Here is a 19,664-nt window from a genome sequence, read left to right on the forward strand (position 1 = left end):
GGACGGGGAAAGCACCCTTACCCGTTTTCCGTTTTCCGTTTTCCGTTTTCAAAAAAATAGAGGAGGCCATTCATGAAAAGATTAGGAGCGCTTTGCGCCGCAGTAGCCAGCACCTGCGTGGTGGCGCAAACCAACGGCGTGACGCTGTACGGCATCGTGGACCTGGGCATGCGCCATGGCAGCGGGCTCACGGCCTCCAATGCAGCCTCGGCCGGGTCTACGGACAGCCTGGGCAGCGGCATCAACACCACCAGCCGCTGGGGGCTTCGTGGGACCGAAGACCTAGGGGGTGGGGCCAAGGCCGTGTTCCAACTGGAGAGCGGTCTCAACGCCGATACGGGAGCCCCCGCCAATGCCAGCAAGTACTTTGACCGCGCTTCCTGGCTAGGCTTGCAAGGCGGCTGGGGCACACTGGCCCTGGGACGGCAGACGACCACGCTGGCCGATGCCATCTCGCCCGTGGACCCCTTGGGCATGCGCTTTGCTGGCTTCAACGCCAGCATTGGCGTGGCGGCGCTCAGCCAACACGGCCTGGGCATCGAGTTCGGCAGTGCTGGCTCTACCAGCGGTTCCTACCGGCTGGACAACGCGGTCAAGTACACGGGCCGCTTTGGCGGCTTCACTGCGCGGGCCATGCTGGGCCTGGGGGAGGTGGCGTCGCAGACTTCAGCCCTGCCATCGCGCGGCCTGGGCCTGGCCTATGCGGCGGGCAGCTTCACCGTGTCCAGCGCCTTTCAGACCTTCAAGGCCGCAGATCAGCGCACGCTGGACGGCGCCACCCTGGGCGTCGCCTACCGATGGGACACACTGCGGCTCGCCGCCAATGCCGCGCGCAGCAAGGCCGAAACCGCCGCAGGCAAGCACACCGTGCAGCGTGTGATGTCGGCCGGCGCCACCTGGTCCATCACCCCACAGACCGACCTGACTGCGGCCTACTACAAGGTGGACCGCACGTGCACCGGCGCCACCGACGACGGTTATGGCCGCCTGGTGGCGTTTGCCGAATACAAGCTCTCGCGCCGCACCAAGGTCTACGCCGAACTGGACAATACCCGCTGGCGCCATGGCTTCCAGGGCGCAGCCAACCAGGCAAGCGCCACGGGTGTCTCTGCCGGCGTGATGCACAGCTTCTAATGAAGCGCAGCAAGCCGCGCAGCGTCTGGTGGGGCTGCGCGGTCTGCTTTTTTTCGACAGACAGCTACACGAACTTGCCGGTGATGCCACCGTCCACCACCAGCTCTGTGCCGGTCACGTAGGCGGCCGCATCGCTGGCGAGAAAAGCGCAGGCATGGGCCACGTCCCAGGCCGAGCCCATGCGGCCCATAGGCACCTGGCGGGCGCGCGCGGCACGGGCCTCGTCGAGGCTGGTGTCCGAGAACATCTTCGCCACCGTGTTCGCGATGCGCGGCGTGTCAATCAGGCCCGGCACCACCGTGTTGGCGCGCACGCCCTGGCCCGCGTACTGCTGCGCCACCATGCGCGTGAAGTGCGTGACGGCCGCCTTGGTGACGCTGTAGGCCAGGTGCGGGTAGCCTATGTAACGCATGCTGGCGACGGATGAGATGGCAATGATGGCGCCCCGGCCGCGCTCCACCATGCCGGGCAGCACCTGCTGTGACGTCAGCAGCAGGCTGCGTACGTTCACGGCGTGGATACGGTCCAGGTCCTCGGCGCTGGTCTCCATAGGGCCGCCGGTCTTGCCTATGCCCACGTTGTGGTGTAGCACGTCGATGGCGCCACCAAAAAGCTCGCGCGCCTCAGCAAAAAGGCGCTTGACGTCCTCCTGCACGGCCACATCGCCCACGAAGGTGGCGGCTGTGCCACCCTCGGCATGGATGAGTGCCGTGGTTTCCTCGGCCGAGGCTGCGTCGCAGTCGGCCACGCACACGCTGGCGCCCAGGCGGGCATAGGTCACGCAGGCGGCACGGCCAATGCTCCAGCCCGGGCCGGCGGACCCGCCGCCGGCCACAAACACCACGCGGCCCGTCAGGTCCAGCGGGAGGGCGGGCAGATGGCTTGGCGCGGCGGTCATGCGCCAGCGCCCTGGTCAGCCTCGCCACCGACGAAGGGAATGGCGTGTTCGATGGTGTCCCAGATGAAGCGACCCGAGGGGCTTTGCTGTTCTTCGACGATGTGTGCCACCAGGCCCGCAGCGCGCGAGATCACGGCAAAGCCGCGCATCACGCCCGTGGGCACGCCGATCTCGCTGAGCAGCGCGGCCACGGCGCCCGTGGCGTTGATCGTGATGGGGCGCCCGGCAACGGTATCGACGGCCTTGGCCAAGGTTTCCAGTGCACGGATCTTGTCGCCCTTGAGCTCGGCCTCGGCGCGGCCCATCTCCAGCAGTTTGTATGCGCGTGGGTCCACGGGCTTGTGCAGGTGGTGGCCAAAGCCAGGCACCGGGTTTTTGAGGCCCTTGTAGTGGCGCGCAATCTCCAGCGCCTCGGTCTCGGGGTCGGCGGCGGCGCTGATGCGGTCGAGCAGGCGCGAGCAGTTCTCCATGGTGCCGACGAACGAGCTGCCCACGGCCAGCAGGCCTGCCGACACGGCGCCCTGCAGGTTTTCGGGTGCGCTCATGTAGATCAGCCGCGTAGCAATGGCGCTGGGCGTGAGGCCGTGCTCCATGAGCACGATCAGCACCGCATCGGTGATGCGCAGGTCCACGCCGCGCGGGGTGCGGTTCAGGATTTGCATGAGCATCACTTCAGTGAAGGTCTTCTTGCCCATCAGGTCTTCGACCAGGTTCGCGTTGCGGTAGTGCAGGCTGGTGAGCGTGTGGGTGCACAGACGGGTGACGGGGGTCTTGGCGGTAGTAGTAGTCATGGTGATTAGTTCTTTCAGGCGGTGGTGGGGCCAGGGCCGCGAGCGCGGTATCCCGCACTGCGGACTTGAGCACCTTGCCCACAGGCGATCGAGGCAGGCTGTCGTGAAAATGGATGTGCTTGGGCGTCTGCACGGGGCCCAGGCGTTCGCGCACAAAGGCGATCAGCTCGGCCTCGCTGGCCTGCTCGCCCGACCGCAGTTGCACGGCGGCCTGCACGGTCTCGCCCCACTTGTCGTCGGGCAGGCCGAACACGGTGCATTCGTGCACCGCAGGGTGCTGGCCCAGCGCGTTTTCAACGTCCACGGGGTAGACGTTGAAGCCGCCGGTGATCACCATGTCCTTGAGCCGGTCCTTGAGGTAGAGGAACCCGCGCTCGTCGATCAGGCCCCGGTCGCCCGTGTGCAGCCAGCCGTCCACCAGGGTCTCGGCGGTCTTCTCGGGCAGGCGCCAGTAGCCGGTCATCAGCAGGTCGCCGCGCGCCACCACCTCGCCCACCTCCCCGGTGGGCAGCAGGCGACCATCGGGCGCCATGATGGCCACGTCGCTGAACCAAGTGGTGCGGCCCACCGATGCCAGGTTGCGCTCGTCCTTGAAATCTTCGGGGCACAGCACCGTCAAGATCTGCGGAGCCTCGGTCTGGCCGTAGGTGGTTCCCAGCACCGGGCCGAAGAAGTCGCGCACCTGGCGGATCTTGTCGGGCGGCATGGGTGCGCCGCCGTAGATCAGCCGGCGCAGGCGCGGAAAGTCCGCACGCGATACGCCGGGCAGCGCCATCAGCATGTAGACCAGCGTGGGCGGCATGAAGCACACCGTGCCGCCGCGCTCGCGGAAGGCCGTGCGCACCGCCTCGGCGCCCGCACCGGCCAGCACCACGTGGCAGCCACCCTGCGCCAGGATGGGCAGGATGTACGTGGAGGTGCCGTGCGTGATGGGCGCGGCCACGATGTAGCGTTCGTGCTCGTCAAAGCCCCAGGCGTGGATCTGGTTGGTGATGTTGGCCATCCACGCGCGGTAGGGCTGCATCACGCCCTTGGGCGCACCGGTGGTGCCGCCGGTGAACTTGATGGCCTGGGTGGCGTCGCCCGGGAGGTCCAGCTGCGGGCGCGGTGCGCCGGCGTGCGCTGCAGCCAAGCCGGCCAGCGTGGGGGCGCCATCAGCGGCCTGCACACCGGTCAGCACGCGGGCGCCAGGCGCGCCTTCAAGCAGGTCGGCGCACGCGGCATCCAACACCAGCATGGTGGGCTCGGTCGCGTCGATGATGCGGCGGATCTCGGGCCGCGTGCTCTTAGGGTTGAGCGGCACCCACACCTTGCCGCAGGCCAGCACGGCCAGCAGCGCAGCGATGTGGTCTGCGCTGTTGCCCGCGCAGATGCCCACGCGGCTTTGGGGTGCGGGGTCGATGGCGGTGAAGCTCGCCGCGAGCGCGGCCACGCGGGCGGCCAGCGCGTCGTAACGGATGGTGCCCTCGGGCGCGTCGATGGCAATGCGGTCGGGCCAGCGCTGGGCGGCCCGCCAGAAGAAGTCGATGGGGAACATGGAAGGCTGTGGGTTGGTGGTGGAGATGTGAGTCGTCTTGGAGCGGCTAACAAAACTCAGCGAAGCGGCCCTGGCCAGGCGTTCCGTCGCAAGCAGTACCACCGGTACGACAAGGCGGGACAACGACGCCAGGGGAGCTTTTTTGAGCCGCTCTTACTCGGCCGATGCGCCCGATTCCTTCACCACTTCGCGCCAGCGCTTGATTTCGGCGGCGGCAAAGCTGCGCATCTTGTCGGGCGTGCCCCCGTCCGGCGTGGCGGCCAGTTCCTGCAGGCGCGTGCGCACCTCGGGCAGGGCCAGCACCTTGTTCAGGGCGGTGTTGATCTGCTCGACCACGGGGCGCGGCGTGCCGGTGGGGGCCGCCAGCGCAAACCACGACTGCACGTCGAAGCCCGTGTAGCCAGACTCGGCCAGCGTGGGCACATCCGGCAGCAGGGGCGAGCGCTGGGCGCTGGTGATGGCAATGGCGCGCAGCTTGCCTGCCTGCACATGCGGCAGGGCCGAGGGCGTGTTGTCGAACATCGAGTCCACCTGGCCGCCCAGCAGGTCGGTGACGGCGGGCGCGCTGCCTCGGTAGGGTACGTGCAGCATCTTGAGCTTGGACTGCATCTTGAACATCTCGCCCGAGAGGTGGATGGACGAGCCGCTGCCCGAAGACGCAAACGTGATGCCGTCCTTGGACTCCTTGGCGTAGCGCACGTAGTCGGCCAGGTTCTTGATGGGCAGCTTGGGGTTGACCACGAGGATGTTCGGGATCTTGGCGATCATGCCGATGGGCTCGAAGTCCTTGACCGGGTCGTAGCCCAGCTTGGGGTACAGCGTGGCGTTGATGGTATTGGCGATGGTGTAGACATACAGCGTGTAGCCATCGGCCGGCGCACGCGCCACGTTTTCGGCACCCACGTTGCTATTGGCGCCTGCGCGGTTGTCCACCACCACGGGCTGGCCCAGCTGGTCGCCCAGCTTGACGGCCACCAGGCGCGCAATCACGTCGGTGGCGCCGCCGGCTGCATAGCCCACGACGAGCTTGACGGGCTTGGTGGGCCAGCCGGTGGTCTGGGCATGCAAAGGCAGTGCGGCGGTGCAGGCGATAGCGCCGGCCAAGGCCAGAAGGCGTCGGCGCGGCGCGTTGGTGGTAGTGGTGTACGAGGTCATGTCTTGTCTCCTGGGAGTTTCTGAAAATACCGTCTTGGCGCTTCAGCAGCGTGGCTCTGCGGCACACTGCATGCTGGTTGCGTTGACCGACAAATTCTTTCCCATGCCCTCCCGCTCCGCCAATCTAAACGTTCACCTGCCGGACGTTTTGCCCTGCACTTCACCAGACGGAGAACCTGTGGACGACCCGGGCAGCCGCACGCTGCGACGTGGCCTGCAGGTGCTGGACGCCGTGCTGGCCAGCGGGCGCGATGGTTTGCGCGTGATCGACCTGTGCCGCGCGACGGGGCTGGAACGCGCCACTGTCTACCGGCTGCTGGCCACGCTGCTGGACAGCGGCTACGTGGCCCAGCGCGGTCGCTTTCGCTATGTGGCCGGGCCCCGGCTGGCGGCGATAGCCACACCCGCTGGCCTGCCAAACATGGCCGTGCGCCTGGCACCCGTGCTCGAGCGCGTGAGCCGCGCCTGTGGCGATGCGGCCTTTGCCATCGTGCGCGAAGGGCCCACGTCGCATTGCATTGCGCGCCATGTGGGCACGCACCCGGTGCAGATCCTCGTGATCCAGGTGGGCACGCGCCAGCCGCTGGGCGTGGGCGCCGCCGGCCTGGCCCTGCTGGCCGCGCTGCCTGACTCCGAGATGCAGACCTGCATCGCCGCCAACGCCAAAGAGCTGCCAAGCTACGGCGGCATGACCCCCGAGCGCCTGGAAATCCTGGTCCGTGCCACGCGCGAGCGCGGCTGGTCGGTGGTGGGCAATCACGCCACCCAGGGCGTGCTGGCCGCAGGCATGGCCGTGCGCAATGCCGAGGGCGCGCCCGTGGCCGCCATCAGCGTCGCCTCGACCCTGGACCGCATGCCCCGCGAGCGCCAGCAGCTGATTGCGCGCTGGATGCGCGAGGCGCTGGCCGCACTGCTGCCGGGCGGGGTGTGAGAACATCTCCCACCCATCACATGCCGTGATGGCTGTGGCCCCCTGCAAGGCCCGAAGGATTCGCCGATGGAACTGAGACAGCTGCGCTATTTTGTGCGCGTCGTGGAGCGTGGCTCCATGAGCCGCGCCGCGCTCGACCTGGATGTGGTGCAGTCCGCGCTGAGCCAGCAGATCACCCGGCTTGAAGGCGAACTGGCCACGCGGCTGCTGCACCGCACGCCGCGCGGCGTAGCGCCCACCGAGGCCGGTGTGGCCTTCTTCCGCGAAGCGCAGCTCACCTTGCGCCATGCCGAGCAGGCCGTGCGCGCGGCGCAGCAGGCGCGGCTGTCGGGCACCGTCACCGTGGGCCTGGCGCCCACCACCTCGGGTGTGCTGGGCCTGCCCCTCATGCAGGCCATGCGCAGCCGCTACCCCGACGTGCGGCTGCACATGGTCGAGAGCATGTCGGGCCACCTCACCGACATGCTCCATGCCCGCCAGCTCGACCTGGCCGTGCTGTTCGACACCCGGCTGCACCAGGCCCAGCGCGCAGGGGCCGGGCGGCGCTGGCAGATGCAGCCGCTGCTGGAGGAAGACCTGTTCCTGATCTGCGCGCGCGGTGGCCCGGGTGCGCGCCGCCTGCCCGAGACCATCACCGTGGCCGAGCTCGGGGACGAGCCGCTGATCCTGCCCACGGGCCCGCACGGCCTGCGCAGCACGCTGGACACCGCCTTCGCACGCGACCGCGTGGCCCCGCGCGTGGTGCTGGAGGTGGATTCCCTGGCCATGGTGATGGCGGCGGTGGATGCGGGCCTGGGATCGACGCTGCAGCCCTGGGCGGCCATGGGCCGCTACCCCGATGCGGCCCAGCGCTTTCAGTGCGCGCGCCTGACCGATGCACCCGCGCGCCGCGTGAACCTGCTGTGCAGCCTGTCAGAAGATGAGCTCTCGCCCGCCGCACTGGCCGCGCGCGTGGTGGTGGCCGACTGCGTGCGCAGCTTGGTCGCAGCGGGGCAGTGGTTCGGCACCAAGCTCATCGAGGGGGCAAACAACCATCTCGATTCGTGATACCTGCATGAACTGAACCGGCTGCACCGCCGGCCCGCAGCTCCCTACAGTCGCCATAACCCCGAACGAACGAAGCGGCGACCACGCCAGGAGACAAAACCATGGGCCTCACCCACCGGCCAACCCACCGCACCCGCGCGCGCCACAGCGCCTGCCACCCGGCCCGAGGCACCCAGCCATGAGCGTGGACGTTTTGGTGATTGGCGGCGGCAACGCCGCCCTGTGCGCCGCGCTGATGGCCCGCGAGGCGGGGGCCAGCGTGCTGCTGCTTGAATCGGCTCCGCGCGCCTGGCGCGGCGGCAACTCGGCCCACACGCGCAACCTGCGCTGCATGCACGACGCGCCGCAGGACGTGCTGGTCGGCGCCTACCCCGAAGAGGAATTCTGGCAGGACCTGCTCAAGGTGACGGGTGGCCTGACCAACGAACACCTCGCGCGCCTGGTCATCCGTGCCTCGTCAGACTGCCGCGACTGGATGCGCCGCCATGGCGTGCACTTCCAGCCCGCGCTGGCCGGCACGCTGCATGTGGCCCGCACCAACGCCTTTTTCATGGGCGGCGGCAAGGCGCTGGTGAATGCGTATTTCCGCAGCGCCGAAGCGCTGGGTGTTGAGGTGCGCTACGAATCGCCGGTGGACCGTATCGAGATCGACAACGGCCGCTTCGTTGCCGCGCATTGCACCGTGAACGGCAAGCCAGAGCGCATCACCGCCAAGGCCTGTGTGCTGGCCGCCGGTGGTTTTGAATCCAACCGCGAGTGGCTGCGCGAGGCCTGGGGCCAAAACGAGCGCGGCGAGTGGCCGTCGGACAACTTCCTGATCCGTGGCACGGCGTACAACAAGGGCGTGCTGCTGCGGCATCTGCTTGAAGACCACGGCGCCGATCGCATTGGCGACCCCACGCAGGCGCACATGGTGGCCATCGACGCGCGCGCGCCGCTGTACGACGGCGGCATCTGCACACGCATCGACTGCGTGTCGCTGGGCGTGGTGGTCAACCGCGAGGGCGAGCGCTTTTATGACGAGGGCGAAGACTTCTGGCCCAAACGCTACGCCATCTGGGGGCGCCTGGTGGCGCAGCAGCCCGGGCAGATCGGCTATTCGATCATCGACAGCAAGGCCATTGGCCGCTTCATGCCGCCAGTGTTTCCGGGCGTCAAGGCCGGCAGCCTGCCCGAGCTGGCGCAAAAACTCGGCCTCGATGTGGATACTTTCATGCGCACGCTCGATGCCTACAACGCCGCCTGCCGCGTGGGCACCTTCGACCACACGGCCATGGACGACTGCCACACCGAAGGCATCACACCGGCCAAGACACACTGGGCGCGGCCCATCGACACGGGCCCTTACTACGGCTACGCCCTCAAGCCCGGCGTGACCTTCACCTACCTGGGCCTGCACACCGACGACACGGCCGCCGTGCGCTTTAACAACCAGCCCAGCGACAACCTGTTCGTGGCGGGCGAAATGATGGCCGGCAATGTGCTGGGCAAGGGCTACACGGCGGGCGTGGGCATGAGCATCGGCACGGCGTTTGGCCGGATCGCCGGCACCCAAGCCGCTTTGGCATCAAAACGGCCTCCAGCGCTTATGCAGAAAGCGCCAATAGCTACAAAACAAGGAGCAAACCATGCAGTCGCTTGAAGCCCTGACGCGCGACGCCCGGGCGCTGGCGAACGGCAACGTGGTGCCCATTGCGCCCCTCACCGGTGCCGAAACCGAGGTGGCCCGCCAGCTGCAGATCTGCAACGCCTGCCGCTACTGCGAAGGCTTTTGCGCCGTGTTCCCGGCCATGACGCGGCGGCTGGAGTTTGGCAAGGCCGACATCCACTTTCTGGCCAACCTGTGCCACAACTGCGGTGCCTGCCTGCACGCCTGCCAGTACGCGCCGCCGCATGAATTTGCCGTGAACGTGCCGCAGGCCATGGCGCAGGTACGCGGCCAGACCTATGTGGACTACGCCTGGCCTCCCGCGCTGGGCCAGCTGTACCAGCGCCAGGGGCTCACGCTGTCACTGGCGCTGGCTGCGGGCCTTGCGCTGTTCCTGGCCTTGGCCGTGGCATTGAAAGGCACGTTATGGAGCGCGCCGGGCGGCAACTTCTACGGCATCTTCCCGCACAACCTGCTGGTGGGCCTGTTCGCCCCGGTGTTCCTGTTCGTGGTGTTTGCGCTGGGCATGGGCGTGCGCCGCTTCTGGCGCGATATCACGCCCGCCACCAGCGGCGCGCCGCTGTCCTCGCCCGCCGCTGCCGAGGCCACGGATGCGGTGCTGCGGCTCAAATACCTGGATGGGGGCCATGGCGACGGCTGCCATAACGAGGATGATGCCTACACCCTCTCGCGCCGGCGCTTTCACCACCTCACGTTCTACGGCTTCATGCTGTGTTTTGCGGCCACCAGCGTGGCCACGCTCTACCACTACCTGCTGGGCCAGCCCGCGCCCTACGAGCTACCCAGCCTGCCCAAGCTGCTGGGCGTGGCCGGCGGCGTGAGCCTGGCGCTGGGCACGGCGGGCCTGTGGCGGCTGAACCTGCGCCGCCACCCGCTGCACGGCGACGCCGCACAAAAGCCCATGGACCGCGGCTTCATCGCCCTGCTGTTCCTCACCGCCACCAGCGGTCTGGCATTGTGGGTCGGCCGTGGCACCCCCGCCCTGGCGCTGCTGCTGTGCCTGCACCTGGGCGCGGTGATGGCGCTGTTTGCCACCATGCCCTACGGCAAGTTCGGGCACGGCATTTTCCGCACGGCATCGCTGTTGCGCCATGCGGTGGAAAAGCGCCAGCCCAACCCCATCGGCCTGGGTGCCGACTGAATTCTCATAACAACCATTCACCCGAAGGAGACCCTCGATGAACAAACGACAATTGCTGCGCGCCACCGCGCTTGCCACCGCTGCGCTGGTGCTGGGCGGTGCCGCCCAGGCCCAGGAATTTCCACCCAAGAAGCCCGTCACGCTGGTGGTGGGCTTCGCGGCCGGTGGTGCCGCCGACGCGGCTGCGCGCCTGATCGCAAAGAAGCTCTCCGAGAATATCGGCCAGACGGTGGTGGTGGACAACAAAGGCGGCGCGGGCGGCAACATCGCCCACCAGTTCGTGGCCAATGCCACGCCGGACGGCTCGGTGCTGCTGTTTGGATCGGTCGGCCCGCTGACCATCGCACCGCACCTGATGAAGTTGAGCTACGACCCGTTCAAGGATCTGGCACCCATCTCGGGCGGCGTGTACTTTCCCAACGTACTGGTGGTGCACAAGGGCCTGGGCGTGAAAACGCTCGCAGAGTTTGTGCAGCTTTCCAAGAAGAAGCCCGGCAGCGTGGACTTTGCCTCCACCGGTGCGGGGTCGGCCTCGCACCTGGCGGGCGAGCTGTTCAACCAGCGGGCGGGCGTTGACATGGTGCATGTGCCCTACAAAGGCGGCGCGCCCGCACTGCAAGATCTGTTGGGTGAGCGCATCGCCTCGTACTTCGCCGCCCCACCCACGGCCATGCCGCATGTGGAGTCGGGCAAGCTGATCCCGCTGGCCACCACGGGCCTGACGCGCCCGGCCTACCTGCCCAACATCCCCACGGTGGCCGAGTCGGGCTTTCCCGGTTTCGAGGCCTTGAACTGGTATGGCTTCGTGGCGCCCGGCAAGACACCCGTGCCGATGCTGGACCGCTGGAACAAGGAAATCGTGAAGGCGCTGAACGATCCGGGCGTCAAGGATGTCTTGAACAAACACGGCCTCACGCCCCAACCCACCACACGCGCCGAATTCGCTGCCTTCATGAAGAAGGAGTCGACCCAGTGGGCGGCCATCATCAAGGAGCGCAAGCTGACGGCGGATTGAACCCGCATGCATTCGGCGCGCGCCCATGGCGCCGAATGCGTTGGCTTAGAACGTGTCCACGATCCTATTGCGTGACCGGCTCGGTCACGGACACATCGGTGTGCAGCAACGTGAGCGGAAAGCGCTGGCCCGCCAGGTAATCCGCCAGGCACCGCAGCAGCAGCGGGCTGCGGTGCCGCTCGGGGCAGGCGCGGATTTCATCGGCGGTCATCCACAGCGTTCGCACAATGCCGGTATCCAACGTGCGCCACTCGTGGTGTATGCCCAGGTTGCCCGCAAACGCAAAGCGCATGTAGGTGATGTCATCCCCCGTGCGCGTCTTGGTGAAGCGGTTCATGTACACCCCGATGAGGGCGGTGGGCACGAAGTCGTGGGCCGTCTCTTCGAGCACCTCGCGGGCGCAGGCCTGGATGGGCGACTCGCCGGGGTCAAGGTGACCCGCCGGGTTGTTGAGCTTGAGACCGTCCGTGGTCTCTTCTTCGACCAGTAGAAAACGGCCATCGCGCTCGATGAGCGCGGCCACGGTCACATTGGGTTTCCAGCGGTGGGGCATGGCGCGCATTATGACGACGGGCGTTGACACAAAAACGACACGCCGCGCGCGGCCTTGCCGACGCCGATACCCGTCGCACCCAAACGACGCAACGACCCGCGCCGCGCCATCGTCACAGGGCGTTCAGGCCGCCGACAGGGCACGCGCCATGTACACCGCATCGTCGCCATAACTGGCCAGGCGCGCGCGCTGCACCTCGCATGTGAGCGCCTGCACCGCAAAGCCTTGGCGGGCCCAGTAATCGCGCGACCCTTGCACAGACACCAGCGCCGCGTGCCGCAGCCCGCGCGCGGCTGCCTGCCCCCAGAGCGCCTGCAGCAAGGCGTGCGCCAGCCCCTGGCCCGCGCAGGAAGGCAACACCGCCATGTCGTGCAGATACAGCGTGTCTGGCCGGGGGGTGGGTTCAAAGTCGCCGTGCAGTGGCGTCACCTTGCCCTGCTGCGACCAATACGCCGCCAGATACGCACAGACGGCGCCGTCACGCTCAAGCACCAGCGAGCCATTGACGGTGCTGGCCAAGCGGCGGGCAAAGACCTCGCCGCTTTCAACGAAACCCTCGCCGTAGCAGGCGCGCTGCACCGCCAGCAGGCCCGGCAGATCAGGCACGGCCAAGGCACGCACCACCGAATGGGAGGGGGTTGTCGCCACCACAGGTGCTCAGCGTGACCCGTGGGACAACGCCGGGGGCTGCACAAAATCGTCGAGCGACAGGCCTTTTTCCTTGAGCAAGGCTTCCAGCACCGGCTGCAGGCGACCCAGGCTCTCCTGAACGGCCTCGCGCACGGTGTCCACCACCACCTGGGTGCTGCGCTCGATCTCGATGTTCAGCGCGTCGCCCACCTTCTTGTGTTCAAACACGGTGGCGCGGCGCGTTTCGGGAATCATCCAGACCTCAAACCAGCCCTCTTGCCGGTTCACCTCGGCCACGGTGAGACTGGCGCCATGAATGGCGATGTAGCCCTTGGCGAACACATAGCGGCGAAACGGCTCGGGCACGGCCACGCGCCACACCAGGTTGTTGTCGAACTCGCGGCGTTCCACGAGCGTGCCCGTGAAGTCCACATGGCCCGACAGCGGGTGCCCGCCGATCTCGGCACCGTCCTTGGCCGCGCGCTCCACGTTCACGCGGTCGCTCTGGCGGTAGCTGCCCAGCGTGGTGATGTTCAGGCTCTGCAGCATCACGTCGAAGTTGGCCTGCGTGGGCGAGAGGATCTCCGTGACCGTGAGGCACACCCCATCGGTGGACACGCTGGCACCGATGGCGAGATCCTGGCAAAAGCCCTCGGGAAAGTCGAGCGTGAAGGTGCGCAGGCCTGCGCGGTCGTGGATGGCGGCAATGCCTGCCGTGGCCTGGACGATGCCTGTGAACATGGCGCGGGGTTCCCCAAAAAAAGGCGAAGAAGTGGCAAAAGATGCAGCGCAAAGCAACCTGGCCGATACCGCTCCCAGCCCCGCACACGCGACTACACCGCCCGCAATTTTGCCACCCAGACACCTGCGCACCGCGCCATGGGCAGCAGCCCCTGTTCAGCGGAGATTCATCACCACCAAGGCACACTGCAAAAACAGTACAAACTGTGCCCACAGTCCCCGACCACAGGACTTGTCAACACAAGGAGCCCCCATGCTGCGCACCCAACGCCTCACCGCGATCACCGCAATCACCCTGCTGGCCGCCGTCATCAGTGCCCCTGGCCTGGCCGGGGACCGCGAGACCGCCCGCCAAAACGCCTCGGACAAACGCACCGCCGACGGCTTCGACCATGGGATGAAGGCGGTTCCCCACAGCGCGGCCCCCGACGCCCCGGGCTATGGGTGGCGCTATTTTTCAGACCCCGCAACACGCCGTGCCGTTGTCATCAGCCCCCAAGGAGACTATTACTACAGCCGCGGCAAGGGCCTGCGCTGGGTCGCGGCAGAACAAACCTGACGGCGGTGGACTAAGGCCGCAAGGCCGGGGTGGATGGCGCCCGGTGGCGCTTGCCCCCGGCCGTGGCCAACGGCGCGTTGGCGCGTTATTTGGCGCGCAGCAGCTCGCCCACTTCCAGCAGCACCAGTTCGTTGTCGTCGGCCTTGTTGGGCTCGCGGCTGGAGCTGAACGGCAGGTTGTTGTCGTTGCCCACCACAATGTGCGTGGCGTCCACCACGTCCACGTTCTCGATGGTGAAGAACGGGAAGGTCAGCACGCCGTTGTTCAGGGGCTTCCTGGCCAGGCGCTGCGGGTCTTGGATGTTCATGAGGTCGATGTAACCCAGCTTGCGGATCTCGCCGCCCACGTTGGCGTCGGAGAGCTCGACTTTATAGACGCGCTTGAATTTGGCGATGTCGTGAAAGCAGTCGGCGCGCTTTTGGTCGGCAGGGCATGCCTTGTCGGCCGTGCCCTCGCCGTTGTCGCGCTCGATGATCAAGCCGGTGGTGCCATCGATCATGTTGAAGTCACCGATGGCATGGTGGTTGGCCTCCAGCACGTATTTCCAGTGCCGGCCCGTCCACTGCCCGGCCTTCACGTCAAACTCCAGCACGCGCAGCACCTGTTTGCCGCCCACGGTTTCATAGGCCTTGGCTTCTTCGTTCCACAGCGCGCCTTCAAGCAGAGCATAAAGCTTGCTACCGTCTTTCGACGAGGCCATGCCCTCAAAACCCTTGGAGCGCTTGACCTCAAACGCCACGCCTTTGGCATCGGGGGCGCCGGGCAGCTGCAGGCCGGGCGCATCGGGCGAACGCACGACCTTGCCATCGACCTGCGTTTCAAACACCGCCAGCACCTTGCCGTTCAGATCGGCCTTGAGGAGGTAGGGGCCAAACTCTTCACCGATCCACAAGGCACCGCCCGCAAATTGAAAGCTCTCGGGGTCGAAGTCAGCCCCCGTGAGGTAGCGCTTTGACGTGCCCTCCTGCGTGATGCGAAACGGCACCTTTTTGTCGGGGTCATGCAAAAACACGGTTTTGAGGCGGTTGAACTTTCCGCTTTGGAAATCCACCGTGTAGTGGTTCAGGTACAGCATGAAGTCGGGCGAGTTGGCCTTGGCGCCCGCGCCGTTGTCGGTGAGGATCCAGAACGATCCATCAGCCATGCGCTTGATGCCGGAGTGGCCCTGGATGGGCTGGCCCTTGAATGGCAGCGACACGCCCGTGTCGCGCCCGCCGGACTGGCCCATCACGGAGCCTACGGCGTCCACGCGGCGCGGCGTGGTGAACTTGCCGCTGACCTGCAGGTCCTGCGGCGCGTCCTTGGGGGCGGCAATCACCGTGAGCGCCGGCAACACGGCATGGCCTGCCAGGGTGGCAGGGTAGGCCTGCTGGGCAAACGAGGTGGAACAAGCCATGCACAGCAGCGCGGCGCAGGCAGCCAGGGGAGAGAGTCGGGACATGTTTGCAGTGGTAAAGCCTAAAACGGCAACGATGCGGCCCGTCTATGACGCCGTCATGAAACCGGGCCTGGGCAAACCACTGCATGCGGCACAACACAATGCATGTGTCGCGGGTGCCCTGCATGCGCATTGAATCTTTTGTGGTGGATGGGACTCACACACCACATCCTGCACCTTACCCACCGGGCGTGCCTCGCGTGGGGGCATAGTGCACCACCGTCGCCACCACCACCGCCCACCCACCTGCCCACACCCGCCATGGAAACCCTCTCTGCATTGCAATCGCTCGGACTGGAGCTGCCCAGCCCGGCCTACATCGTGGGCGCCATCGTGTTCGGCCTCATTGGCATGGCCGCGTACTGGCATGGCAAGAGATCGCAGCAGCGCCGCACCCGGTGGTGGGGCGTTGCGCTGATGTTCTACCCCTACGCCGTCTCGCCCACCTGGCTGCTGTATGCCGTGGGCGCTGCGTTGTGCCTGGGCCTGTGGTGGGATGTGCAGCGCGGGTGATGGCGCAGCGATGGTGGGGTGATCGGGGTGGTGAGGCGATGGCGAACGGACTGGCGTGGAATGACGTGGGCGTTGCCCCTCACCCTCCGTCAACCGGCGGCCATCAGCCCGGCGCCGTGCCCACGTGTGAAGGCTTCTTCAAACACCGAATAGCCAGACCAGTCGCTGTGCGCAAATGACAGCCGCGCCGTGGCGGGTGTCGGGAGAAAGCGAACTCGCTCCCCATTTGATAGCTGCCTGCGATTGCTGGATAAGCGCTGAAGGCCAATTTGGCTCAAATATTGAACCACCCCTGGCACGGGGATGGACATGGCATGGCCATAGCGGGTGATGGCCACCTGCCGCGCACGCTGGCGCAGGTCGGGGTGGGGCACGCTCAATGCGGCCATGACCGCATCCGCCCAGTGTTGCCAGGGCAAGGTGGCCAGTCGATGGCGGGCGTCCGGCATGTCGCCCAGCGCCTGGTAGTAGCTCAACACCGTGGGCCCTGCCAACGTGGCGCGGGGGTCCAGCCGTTGGTGGCCCGCGTCCACATAGCCCAGGCCGCCGGGTGTGGGGTCGTCATACAGCACGTTGTCCCACGACGGCGCCGCACCGGGGCGGTCGGTGAGGGGGCTGTCAATGTAGATATTGGCCACCAGCCACGGGGCCCATGTCAGGCGCTGCGCGGCACCGGTCAAAAACGCGGGCGGGTTTTGCACCACGCGCGCCGCCACAAAAGCCGGCAGCGCCACGATGCAGCGCGGCGCATGCCAGCGCTCGGCGTTGCCAGTGGTGTGGTTGAAGGCATCCACCTGCACACCATGCCGGTCCTCGGTAATGCGCAGCACGCTGGTGCCGGTGCCCAACTGGCCCGCTGCGCGCAACGGCGCGGCCAGGCGCTCGGTGAGCCAGCCGTTGCCCTCGGGCCAAGTGAGCACGCTGTCGCGCGCCTCGTCGGTGGCTTCACCAGGGGCGTGAAACCCGTGGCGGCTGGCAAAGTAGTGGATGCCTGCCCAGGCCGATACCCGATCGGCCCCCGCGCCGTAGTCGTCGCGGCAGCAGTAGTCGAGATACCAGCGCAGGTACCGGTCGTCCAGCCCCTGCTCGGCCAGCCACGCGGCAAAGGTGACGGCATCCAGCGCCCTGTGGGATGGTGCCATCGGGTGCCTGGCGTCCCACAGCGTGAGCGCGGGCATGGCAAACCGGGCCGCGGCCGCCTGCACCGCCACCAGCCTGGCAAACCGGCGGTATTGCGCCAGGGTGGCTTCACCTACACCTCCTCCGGGCAGCAGGCCATCCTGCCACTCGCCCCCGATAAAAAGCCGCTCCTGGGGGCTGTGGCACAAGTGCCGCTCTTCGTACTGCCAGCGCCCGGCCACACGCTGGCGCAGGCCCAGTTCCTCCAGCAGGTCTTGCACCTCGCGCGCGTCGTCGCCGGGCAGGGGCAGGTAGTGCGCGCCTTGTGGGCAGGCCAGGCCGTTGACAGCGCTGCCCCGGCTGTTGCCGCCAGCGGTGTCCTCCAGCTCCAGCAGCACAAAGTCATCCACGCCTGTCAGCCGCAGCGACCGCGCCGCCGCCAGCCCCGCCACGCCCCCACCGGCGATGATCACCTGCGCTCGCCGCACCACGGCGGGCTCGGGCAGCGTGCCGGCTTGGAGCAGGTCCCGCACCTGGTGACCACGGGCCATGTCGATGCCGGTGAAGCTGCCCTCCAACGTGCGCGGTGCCCGATCGCAACCCGACAGCGACACGCCCGTGGCCGCCGAGGCGGCAGCGGTGGCAAGGAAGTGGCGGCGTTGCATGGGGCTTGATTCTGCTTCAGGGATTCAAGGCGTAGCGCATGCAAATGGCGCGGCAAAAGCGAGTGCCACCGTGGAGCTGGCTTGGCCAGGCCACCGGTGGCTTCCCCCTCAGGGGCTGAGTGCCTGCGGCTCCAAGCCTGGCTGCCCAGGCTTGGACAGGCCGAAAAGGCCGTGCCTCTGGCACTGCCACCGGGCGGCACAGCCGCTCAGGGGGAGTCAATGCTTTCCCCACTCGCGTTCATAGGTGTGCACCAGCGCCTGGTTGGACAACCGGTTGACCTCGGCGGGCACACGCGCCATGTCGAGCGGGAAGTCAAACATCAGCGGCAAGGACGGCGGGCTCAGAAAACGCAGCCCTGCGGGCAGCGTCTCGGGCAGGCGCCACGGGCGACGGCTGGCAATAACATAGCCCCACTCGCCAAAGCTGGGCACGTGGGCGTGGTAGGGCGCGGTGTGCAGGCCCACCGATTCGATGGTCTGCACCACCGTCCAGAAGCTCTGGCGCGCCACCAGCGGCGAGGTGGTCTGCACCACCGCATAGCCACTGGCCGCCAGGCGCTTGTCGAGCAGCGCATAAAAGCTGTTGGTGTAGAGCTTGCCGATCGAGAAGTTGGTGGGGTCCGGGAAGTCCACCACGATCACATCGAAAGGGGCTTCTTCCCCTTCTTGCTGAAGCCAGCCAAAGGCATCGGTGTTGATGATCTTCACCTTGGGCGAACGCAGCGCGTTGCCGTTCAGGTGCGCCAGGGTGGGGTTGTCGGTGAAGATCCTGGTCATGGCCGGGTCGAGCTCGACCAGCGTGACCGATTCGACCGAAGGGTATTTGAGAATCTCGCGCACGGCCATGCCGTCGCCACCACCCAGCACCGCCACGCGCCGTGGCCCCCCGTGGGCCGACATGGCCGGGTGCACCAGGGCCTCGTGGTAACGGTATTCGTCCGACTCGGAAAACTGCAGGTTGCCGTTCAGATACAACCGGTGACCATAGCGGCCCTGCGTGACCACGATGCGCTGGTAGGGCGTGGCGGTGGTGAAAACAATGCGGTCCTGGTAGAACTTGTCCTCGGCAAAACTGGTGATGTGCTCGGCACCGGCAAATCCTGCCAACAGGATGATCACCACCATCACACAGGCCACCAGATGCGAGCGCAGGCGCCGCAACTCGTGCCGGAACAACCACACCGCCCACAGCGCCACGGCCGCATTCATCAGGCCGAACAGCAAACCGGTGCGTATCAACCCCAGGTGCGGCACCAGCAGCAGCGGGAACGCCAGCGACACCGCCAGCGCGCCCAGGTAGTCGAACGTGAGCACCTGCGATACCAGGTCTTTCAGCGCCACGTTGCGTTTGAGGATACGCATCACGAGCGGTATCTCCAGCCCCACCAGCGTACCCACCAGCAGCACCATGCCATACAGCAGGAACCGGAACGCGCCTGGCGTATAGGCGTTGGCCAGAAATAGTGTGGCGGGCAGCGCCCCACCAATCAGCGCCACCAGCAGTTCGATGCGCAAAAAGTGCGCGGGCAGCTGCCGCTCGAAGTACCGCGACAGCCACGAACCCACGCCCATGGCGAACAGGTAGGTGCCGATGATGGTGCTGAACTGCAGCACCGAGTCCCCCAGCACATAGGACGCGAGCGCGCCCGCAGCCAGTTCATAGAGCAGGCCACAGGCGGCCACCACGAACACGCTGGCGAGCAGCGCAACGTCGATGGCGCGCGCGCCGGTGGGGGCGCCAGTTTCCTTCATGTGACGGCGCATGCAATGGGCGCGGCCCTGGCCTGTGGACGCCGCGCAAGGGCCGCCCCGCTGCGCTGGCGTCGTCCCCCTGCCCACATCGCGTAGCGATGCGAGAGCGGGGGGAAGCGGCGCAGCCGCTCAGGGGGGTGTTTCATCAATGAATCGCCGCTGCCACGATGATGCTGATGCCCAGGCACATCGCCGCCACCACCAGGCCCAGGGCCTGGTTCTGCTTTTCGACGATCTCGCGCCACAGGTCATAGGGCGTGATCTTGTCGACGATGACAAAACACAGCCAGAAGATGATGACGCCAATGATGGCGTACAGGATGGACCCGAGGAACGCTGCGGGCTTGAGCCATTCGATGCCGATCATGGGGAGATC

19 protein-coding genes are annotated in these 19,664 nt (G+C 66.9%); 8 read left to right on the forward strand and 11 right to left on the reverse strand.

Features of this window, described 5'->3' with window-relative positions:
• Positions 1-72 precede the first annotated feature (72 nt).
• Positions 73-1,134: a porin gene (locus KI609_RS22455; protein WP_226445732.1), complete on the forward strand. Its 1,062-nt coding sequence runs from the start codon at positions 73-75 to the stop codon at positions 1,132-1,134.
• A 64-nt stretch (positions 1,135-1,198) separates the two neighbouring features.
• On the opposite strand, the gene KI609_RS22460 is transcribed toward KI609_RS22455, so the two are convergent.
• From KI609_RS22460 to KI609_RS22475, 4 genes are all read right to left on the reverse strand, one after another.
• Entirely contained in the window at positions 1,199-2,032 is an 834-nt protein-coding gene (locus KI609_RS22460; RefSeq protein ID WP_226445733.1) for an SDR family NAD(P)-dependent oxidoreductase, read from the reverse strand.
• Positions 2,029-2,823 (reverse strand): citryl-CoA lyase, encoded by a 795-nt coding sequence (locus tag KI609_RS22465; protein WP_226445734.1) that lies wholly within the window; start codon positions 2,821-2,823, stop codon positions 2,029-2,031. Before KI609_RS22465 ends, KI609_RS22460 begins: the two co-directional genes overlap by 4 nt.
• Entirely contained in the window at positions 2,705-4,360 is a 1,656-nt protein-coding gene (locus tag KI609_RS22470) for a class I adenylate-forming enzyme family protein (protein ID WP_226445735.1), read from the reverse strand. The genes KI609_RS22465 and KI609_RS22470 overlap by 119 nt, the downstream gene beginning before the upstream one ends.
• Positions 4,361-4,513: 153 nt before the next feature.
• The gene (locus tag KI609_RS22475) at positions 4,514-5,515 is read right to left on the reverse strand and encodes a Bug family tripartite tricarboxylate transporter substrate binding protein (RefSeq protein ID WP_226445736.1); all 1,002 of its coding nucleotides are present in this window, start codon (positions 5,513-5,515) and stop codon (positions 4,514-4,516) included.
• Positions 5,516-5,618: 103 nt separating this feature from the next.
• Between KI609_RS22475 and KI609_RS22480 the strand changes: the two genes are divergently transcribed.
• From KI609_RS22480 to KI609_RS22500, 5 genes are all read left to right on the forward strand, one after another.
• The gene (locus KI609_RS22480; protein ID WP_226445737.1) at positions 5,619-6,446 is read left to right on the forward strand and encodes an IclR family transcriptional regulator; all 828 of its coding nucleotides are present in this window, start codon (positions 5,619-5,621) and stop codon (positions 6,444-6,446) included.
• A 66-nt stretch (positions 6,447-6,512) separates the two neighbouring features.
• Positions 6,513-7,493: a LysR substrate-binding domain-containing protein gene (locus tag KI609_RS22485; RefSeq protein ID WP_226445738.1), complete on the forward strand. Its 981-nt coding sequence runs from the start codon at positions 6,513-6,515 to the stop codon at positions 7,491-7,493.
• 178 nt (positions 7,494-7,671) lie between these two features.
• On the forward strand, positions 7,672-9,135 hold the full coding sequence (tcuA, locus tag KI609_RS22490; RefSeq protein ID WP_226445739.1) for an FAD-dependent tricarballylate dehydrogenase TcuA: 1,464 nt from the start codon (positions 7,672-7,674) through the stop codon (positions 9,133-9,135).
• Positions 9,122-10,303 carry a tricarballylate utilization 4Fe-4S protein TcuB gene (tcuB, locus tag KI609_RS22495; RefSeq protein ID WP_226445740.1) on the forward strand — a complete coding sequence of 394 codons (1,182 nt, stop codon included), beginning with the start codon at positions 9,122-9,124 and terminating at the stop codon, positions 10,301-10,303. The genes tcuA and tcuB overlap by 14 nt, the downstream gene beginning before the upstream one ends.
• A gap of 37 nt (positions 10,304-10,340) precedes the next feature.
• Positions 10,341-11,318, forward strand: a complete 978-nt coding sequence (locus KI609_RS22500) for a Bug family tripartite tricarboxylate transporter substrate binding protein (RefSeq protein ID WP_226445741.1) — start codon at positions 10,341-10,343, stop codon at positions 11,316-11,318.
• Positions 11,319-11,382: 64 nt separating this feature from the next.
• Here KI609_RS22500 and KI609_RS22505 read toward each other — a convergent pair whose 3' ends face one another.
• The 3 genes from KI609_RS22505 to KI609_RS22515 form a co-directional block, all read right to left on the reverse strand.
• On the reverse strand, positions 11,383-11,871 hold the full coding sequence (locus KI609_RS22505; protein ID WP_226445742.1) for an NUDIX hydrolase: 489 nt from the start codon (positions 11,869-11,871) through the stop codon (positions 11,383-11,385).
• Between the two features lie 123 nt (positions 11,872-11,994).
• The gene (locus KI609_RS22510) at positions 11,995-12,519 is read right to left on the reverse strand and encodes a GNAT family N-acetyltransferase (RefSeq protein WP_226445743.1); all 525 of its coding nucleotides are present in this window, start codon (positions 12,517-12,519) and stop codon (positions 11,995-11,997) included.
• A gap of 9 nt (positions 12,520-12,528) precedes the next feature.
• Positions 12,529-13,242, reverse strand: coding sequence for a riboflavin synthase subunit alpha (locus KI609_RS22515; protein ID WP_226445744.1), 714 nt, complete (start codon positions 13,240-13,242; stop codon positions 12,529-12,531).
• Between the two features lie 253 nt (positions 13,243-13,495).
• Here KI609_RS22515 and KI609_RS22520 point away from each other — a divergent pair, with 253 nt between their 5' ends.
• Positions 13,496-13,801: a hypothetical protein gene (locus KI609_RS22520; RefSeq protein ID WP_226445745.1), complete on the forward strand. Its 306-nt coding sequence runs from the start codon at positions 13,496-13,498 to the stop codon at positions 13,799-13,801.
• An 85-nt stretch (positions 13,802-13,886) separates the two neighbouring features.
• Here the strand turns inward: KI609_RS22520 and KI609_RS22525 are convergent, their stop codons facing one another.
• Positions 13,887-15,242, reverse strand: coding sequence for an esterase-like activity of phytase family protein (locus KI609_RS22525; protein ID WP_226445746.1), 1,356 nt, complete (start codon positions 15,240-15,242; stop codon positions 13,887-13,889).
• 258 nt (positions 15,243-15,500) lie between these two features.
• Between KI609_RS22525 and KI609_RS22530 the strand changes: the two genes are divergently transcribed.
• Positions 15,501-15,752 (forward strand): hypothetical protein, encoded by a 252-nt coding sequence (locus KI609_RS22530; RefSeq protein WP_226445747.1) that lies wholly within the window; start codon positions 15,501-15,503, stop codon positions 15,750-15,752.
• Positions 15,753-15,841: 89 nt separating this feature from the next.
• On the opposite strand, the gene KI609_RS22535 is transcribed toward KI609_RS22530, so the two are convergent.
• The 3 genes from KI609_RS22535 to KI609_RS22545 form a co-directional block, all read right to left on the reverse strand.
• Entirely contained in the window at positions 15,842-17,536 is a 1,695-nt protein-coding gene (locus tag KI609_RS22535) for an NAD(P)-binding protein (RefSeq protein ID WP_226445748.1), read from the reverse strand.
• 216 nt (positions 17,537-17,752) lie between these two features.
• The gene (locus tag KI609_RS22540) at positions 17,753-19,288 is read right to left on the reverse strand and encodes a polyamine aminopropyltransferase (protein WP_226445749.1); all 1,536 of its coding nucleotides are present in this window, start codon (positions 19,286-19,288) and stop codon (positions 17,753-17,755) included.
• A gap of 145 nt (positions 19,289-19,433) precedes the next feature.
• Positions 19,434-19,655: a DUF350 domain-containing protein gene (locus KI609_RS22545; protein WP_226445750.1), complete on the reverse strand. Its 222-nt coding sequence runs from the start codon at positions 19,653-19,655 to the stop codon at positions 19,434-19,436.
• Between the last annotated feature and the right edge of the window lie 9 nt (positions 19,656-19,664).

The organism is Acidovorax radicis, from assembly GCF_020510705.1.
Taxonomy (GTDB): domain Bacteria; phylum Pseudomonadota; class Gammaproteobacteria; order Burkholderiales; family Burkholderiaceae_C; genus Acidovorax; species Acidovorax radicis_A.

Coding starts and splice junctions, on each gene's coding strand:
- KI609_RS22460 (WP_226445733.1), bottom strand. CDS start 2,032: ATGACCGCCGCGCCAAGCCATCTGCCCGCCCTCCCGCTGGACCTGACG.
- KI609_RS22520 (WP_226445745.1), top strand. CDS start 13,496: ATGCTGCGCACCCAACGCCTCACCGCGATCACCGCAATCACCCTGCTG.
- KI609_RS22515 (WP_226445744.1), bottom strand. CDS start 13,242: ATGTTCACAGGCATCGTCCAGGCCACGGCAGGCATTGCCGCCATCCAC.
- KI609_RS22475 (WP_226445736.1), bottom strand. CDS start 5,515: ATGACCTCGTACACCACTACCACCAACGCGCCGCGCCGACGCCTTCTG.
- tcuB (WP_226445740.1), top strand. CDS start 9,122: ATGCAGTCGCTTGAAGCCCTGACGCGCGACGCCCGGGCGCTGGCGAAC.
- KI609_RS22540 (WP_226445749.1), bottom strand. CDS start 19,288: ATGAAGGAAACTGGCGCCCCCACCGGCGCGCGCGCCATCGACGTTGCG.
- KI609_RS22525 (WP_226445746.1), bottom strand. CDS start 15,242: ATGTCCCGACTCTCTCCCCTGGCTGCCTGCGCCGCGCTGCTGTGCATG.
- KI609_RS22470 (WP_226445735.1), bottom strand. CDS start 4,360: ATGTTCCCCATCGACTTCTTCTGGCGGGCCGCCCAGCGCTGGCCCGAC.
- KI609_RS22545 (WP_226445750.1), bottom strand. CDS start 19,655: ATGATCGGCATCGAATGGCTCAAGCCCGCAGCGTTCCTCGGGTCCATC.
- KI609_RS22485 (WP_226445738.1), top strand. CDS start 6,513: ATGGAACTGAGACAGCTGCGCTATTTTGTGCGCGTCGTGGAGCGTGGC.
- KI609_RS22455 (WP_226445732.1), top strand. CDS start 73: ATGAAAAGATTAGGAGCGCTTTGCGCCGCAGTAGCCAGCACCTGCGTG.
- KI609_RS22500 (WP_226445741.1), top strand. CDS start 10,341: ATGAACAAACGACAATTGCTGCGCGCCACCGCGCTTGCCACCGCTGCG.
- KI609_RS22530 (WP_226445747.1), top strand. CDS start 15,501: ATGGAAACCCTCTCTGCATTGCAATCGCTCGGACTGGAGCTGCCCAGC.
- KI609_RS22505 (WP_226445742.1), bottom strand. CDS start 11,871: ATGCCCCACCGCTGGAAACCCAATGTGACCGTGGCCGCGCTCATCGAG.
- KI609_RS22465 (WP_226445734.1), bottom strand. CDS start 2,823: ATGACTACTACTACCGCCAAGACCCCCGTCACCCGTCTGTGCACCCAC.
- KI609_RS22480 (WP_226445737.1), top strand. CDS start 5,619: ATGCCCTCCCGCTCCGCCAATCTAAACGTTCACCTGCCGGACGTTTTG.
- tcuA (WP_226445739.1), top strand. CDS start 7,672: ATGAGCGTGGACGTTTTGGTGATTGGCGGCGGCAACGCCGCCCTGTGC.
- KI609_RS22535 (WP_226445748.1), bottom strand. CDS start 17,536: ATGCAACGCCGCCACTTCCTTGCCACCGCTGCCGCCTCGGCGGCCACG.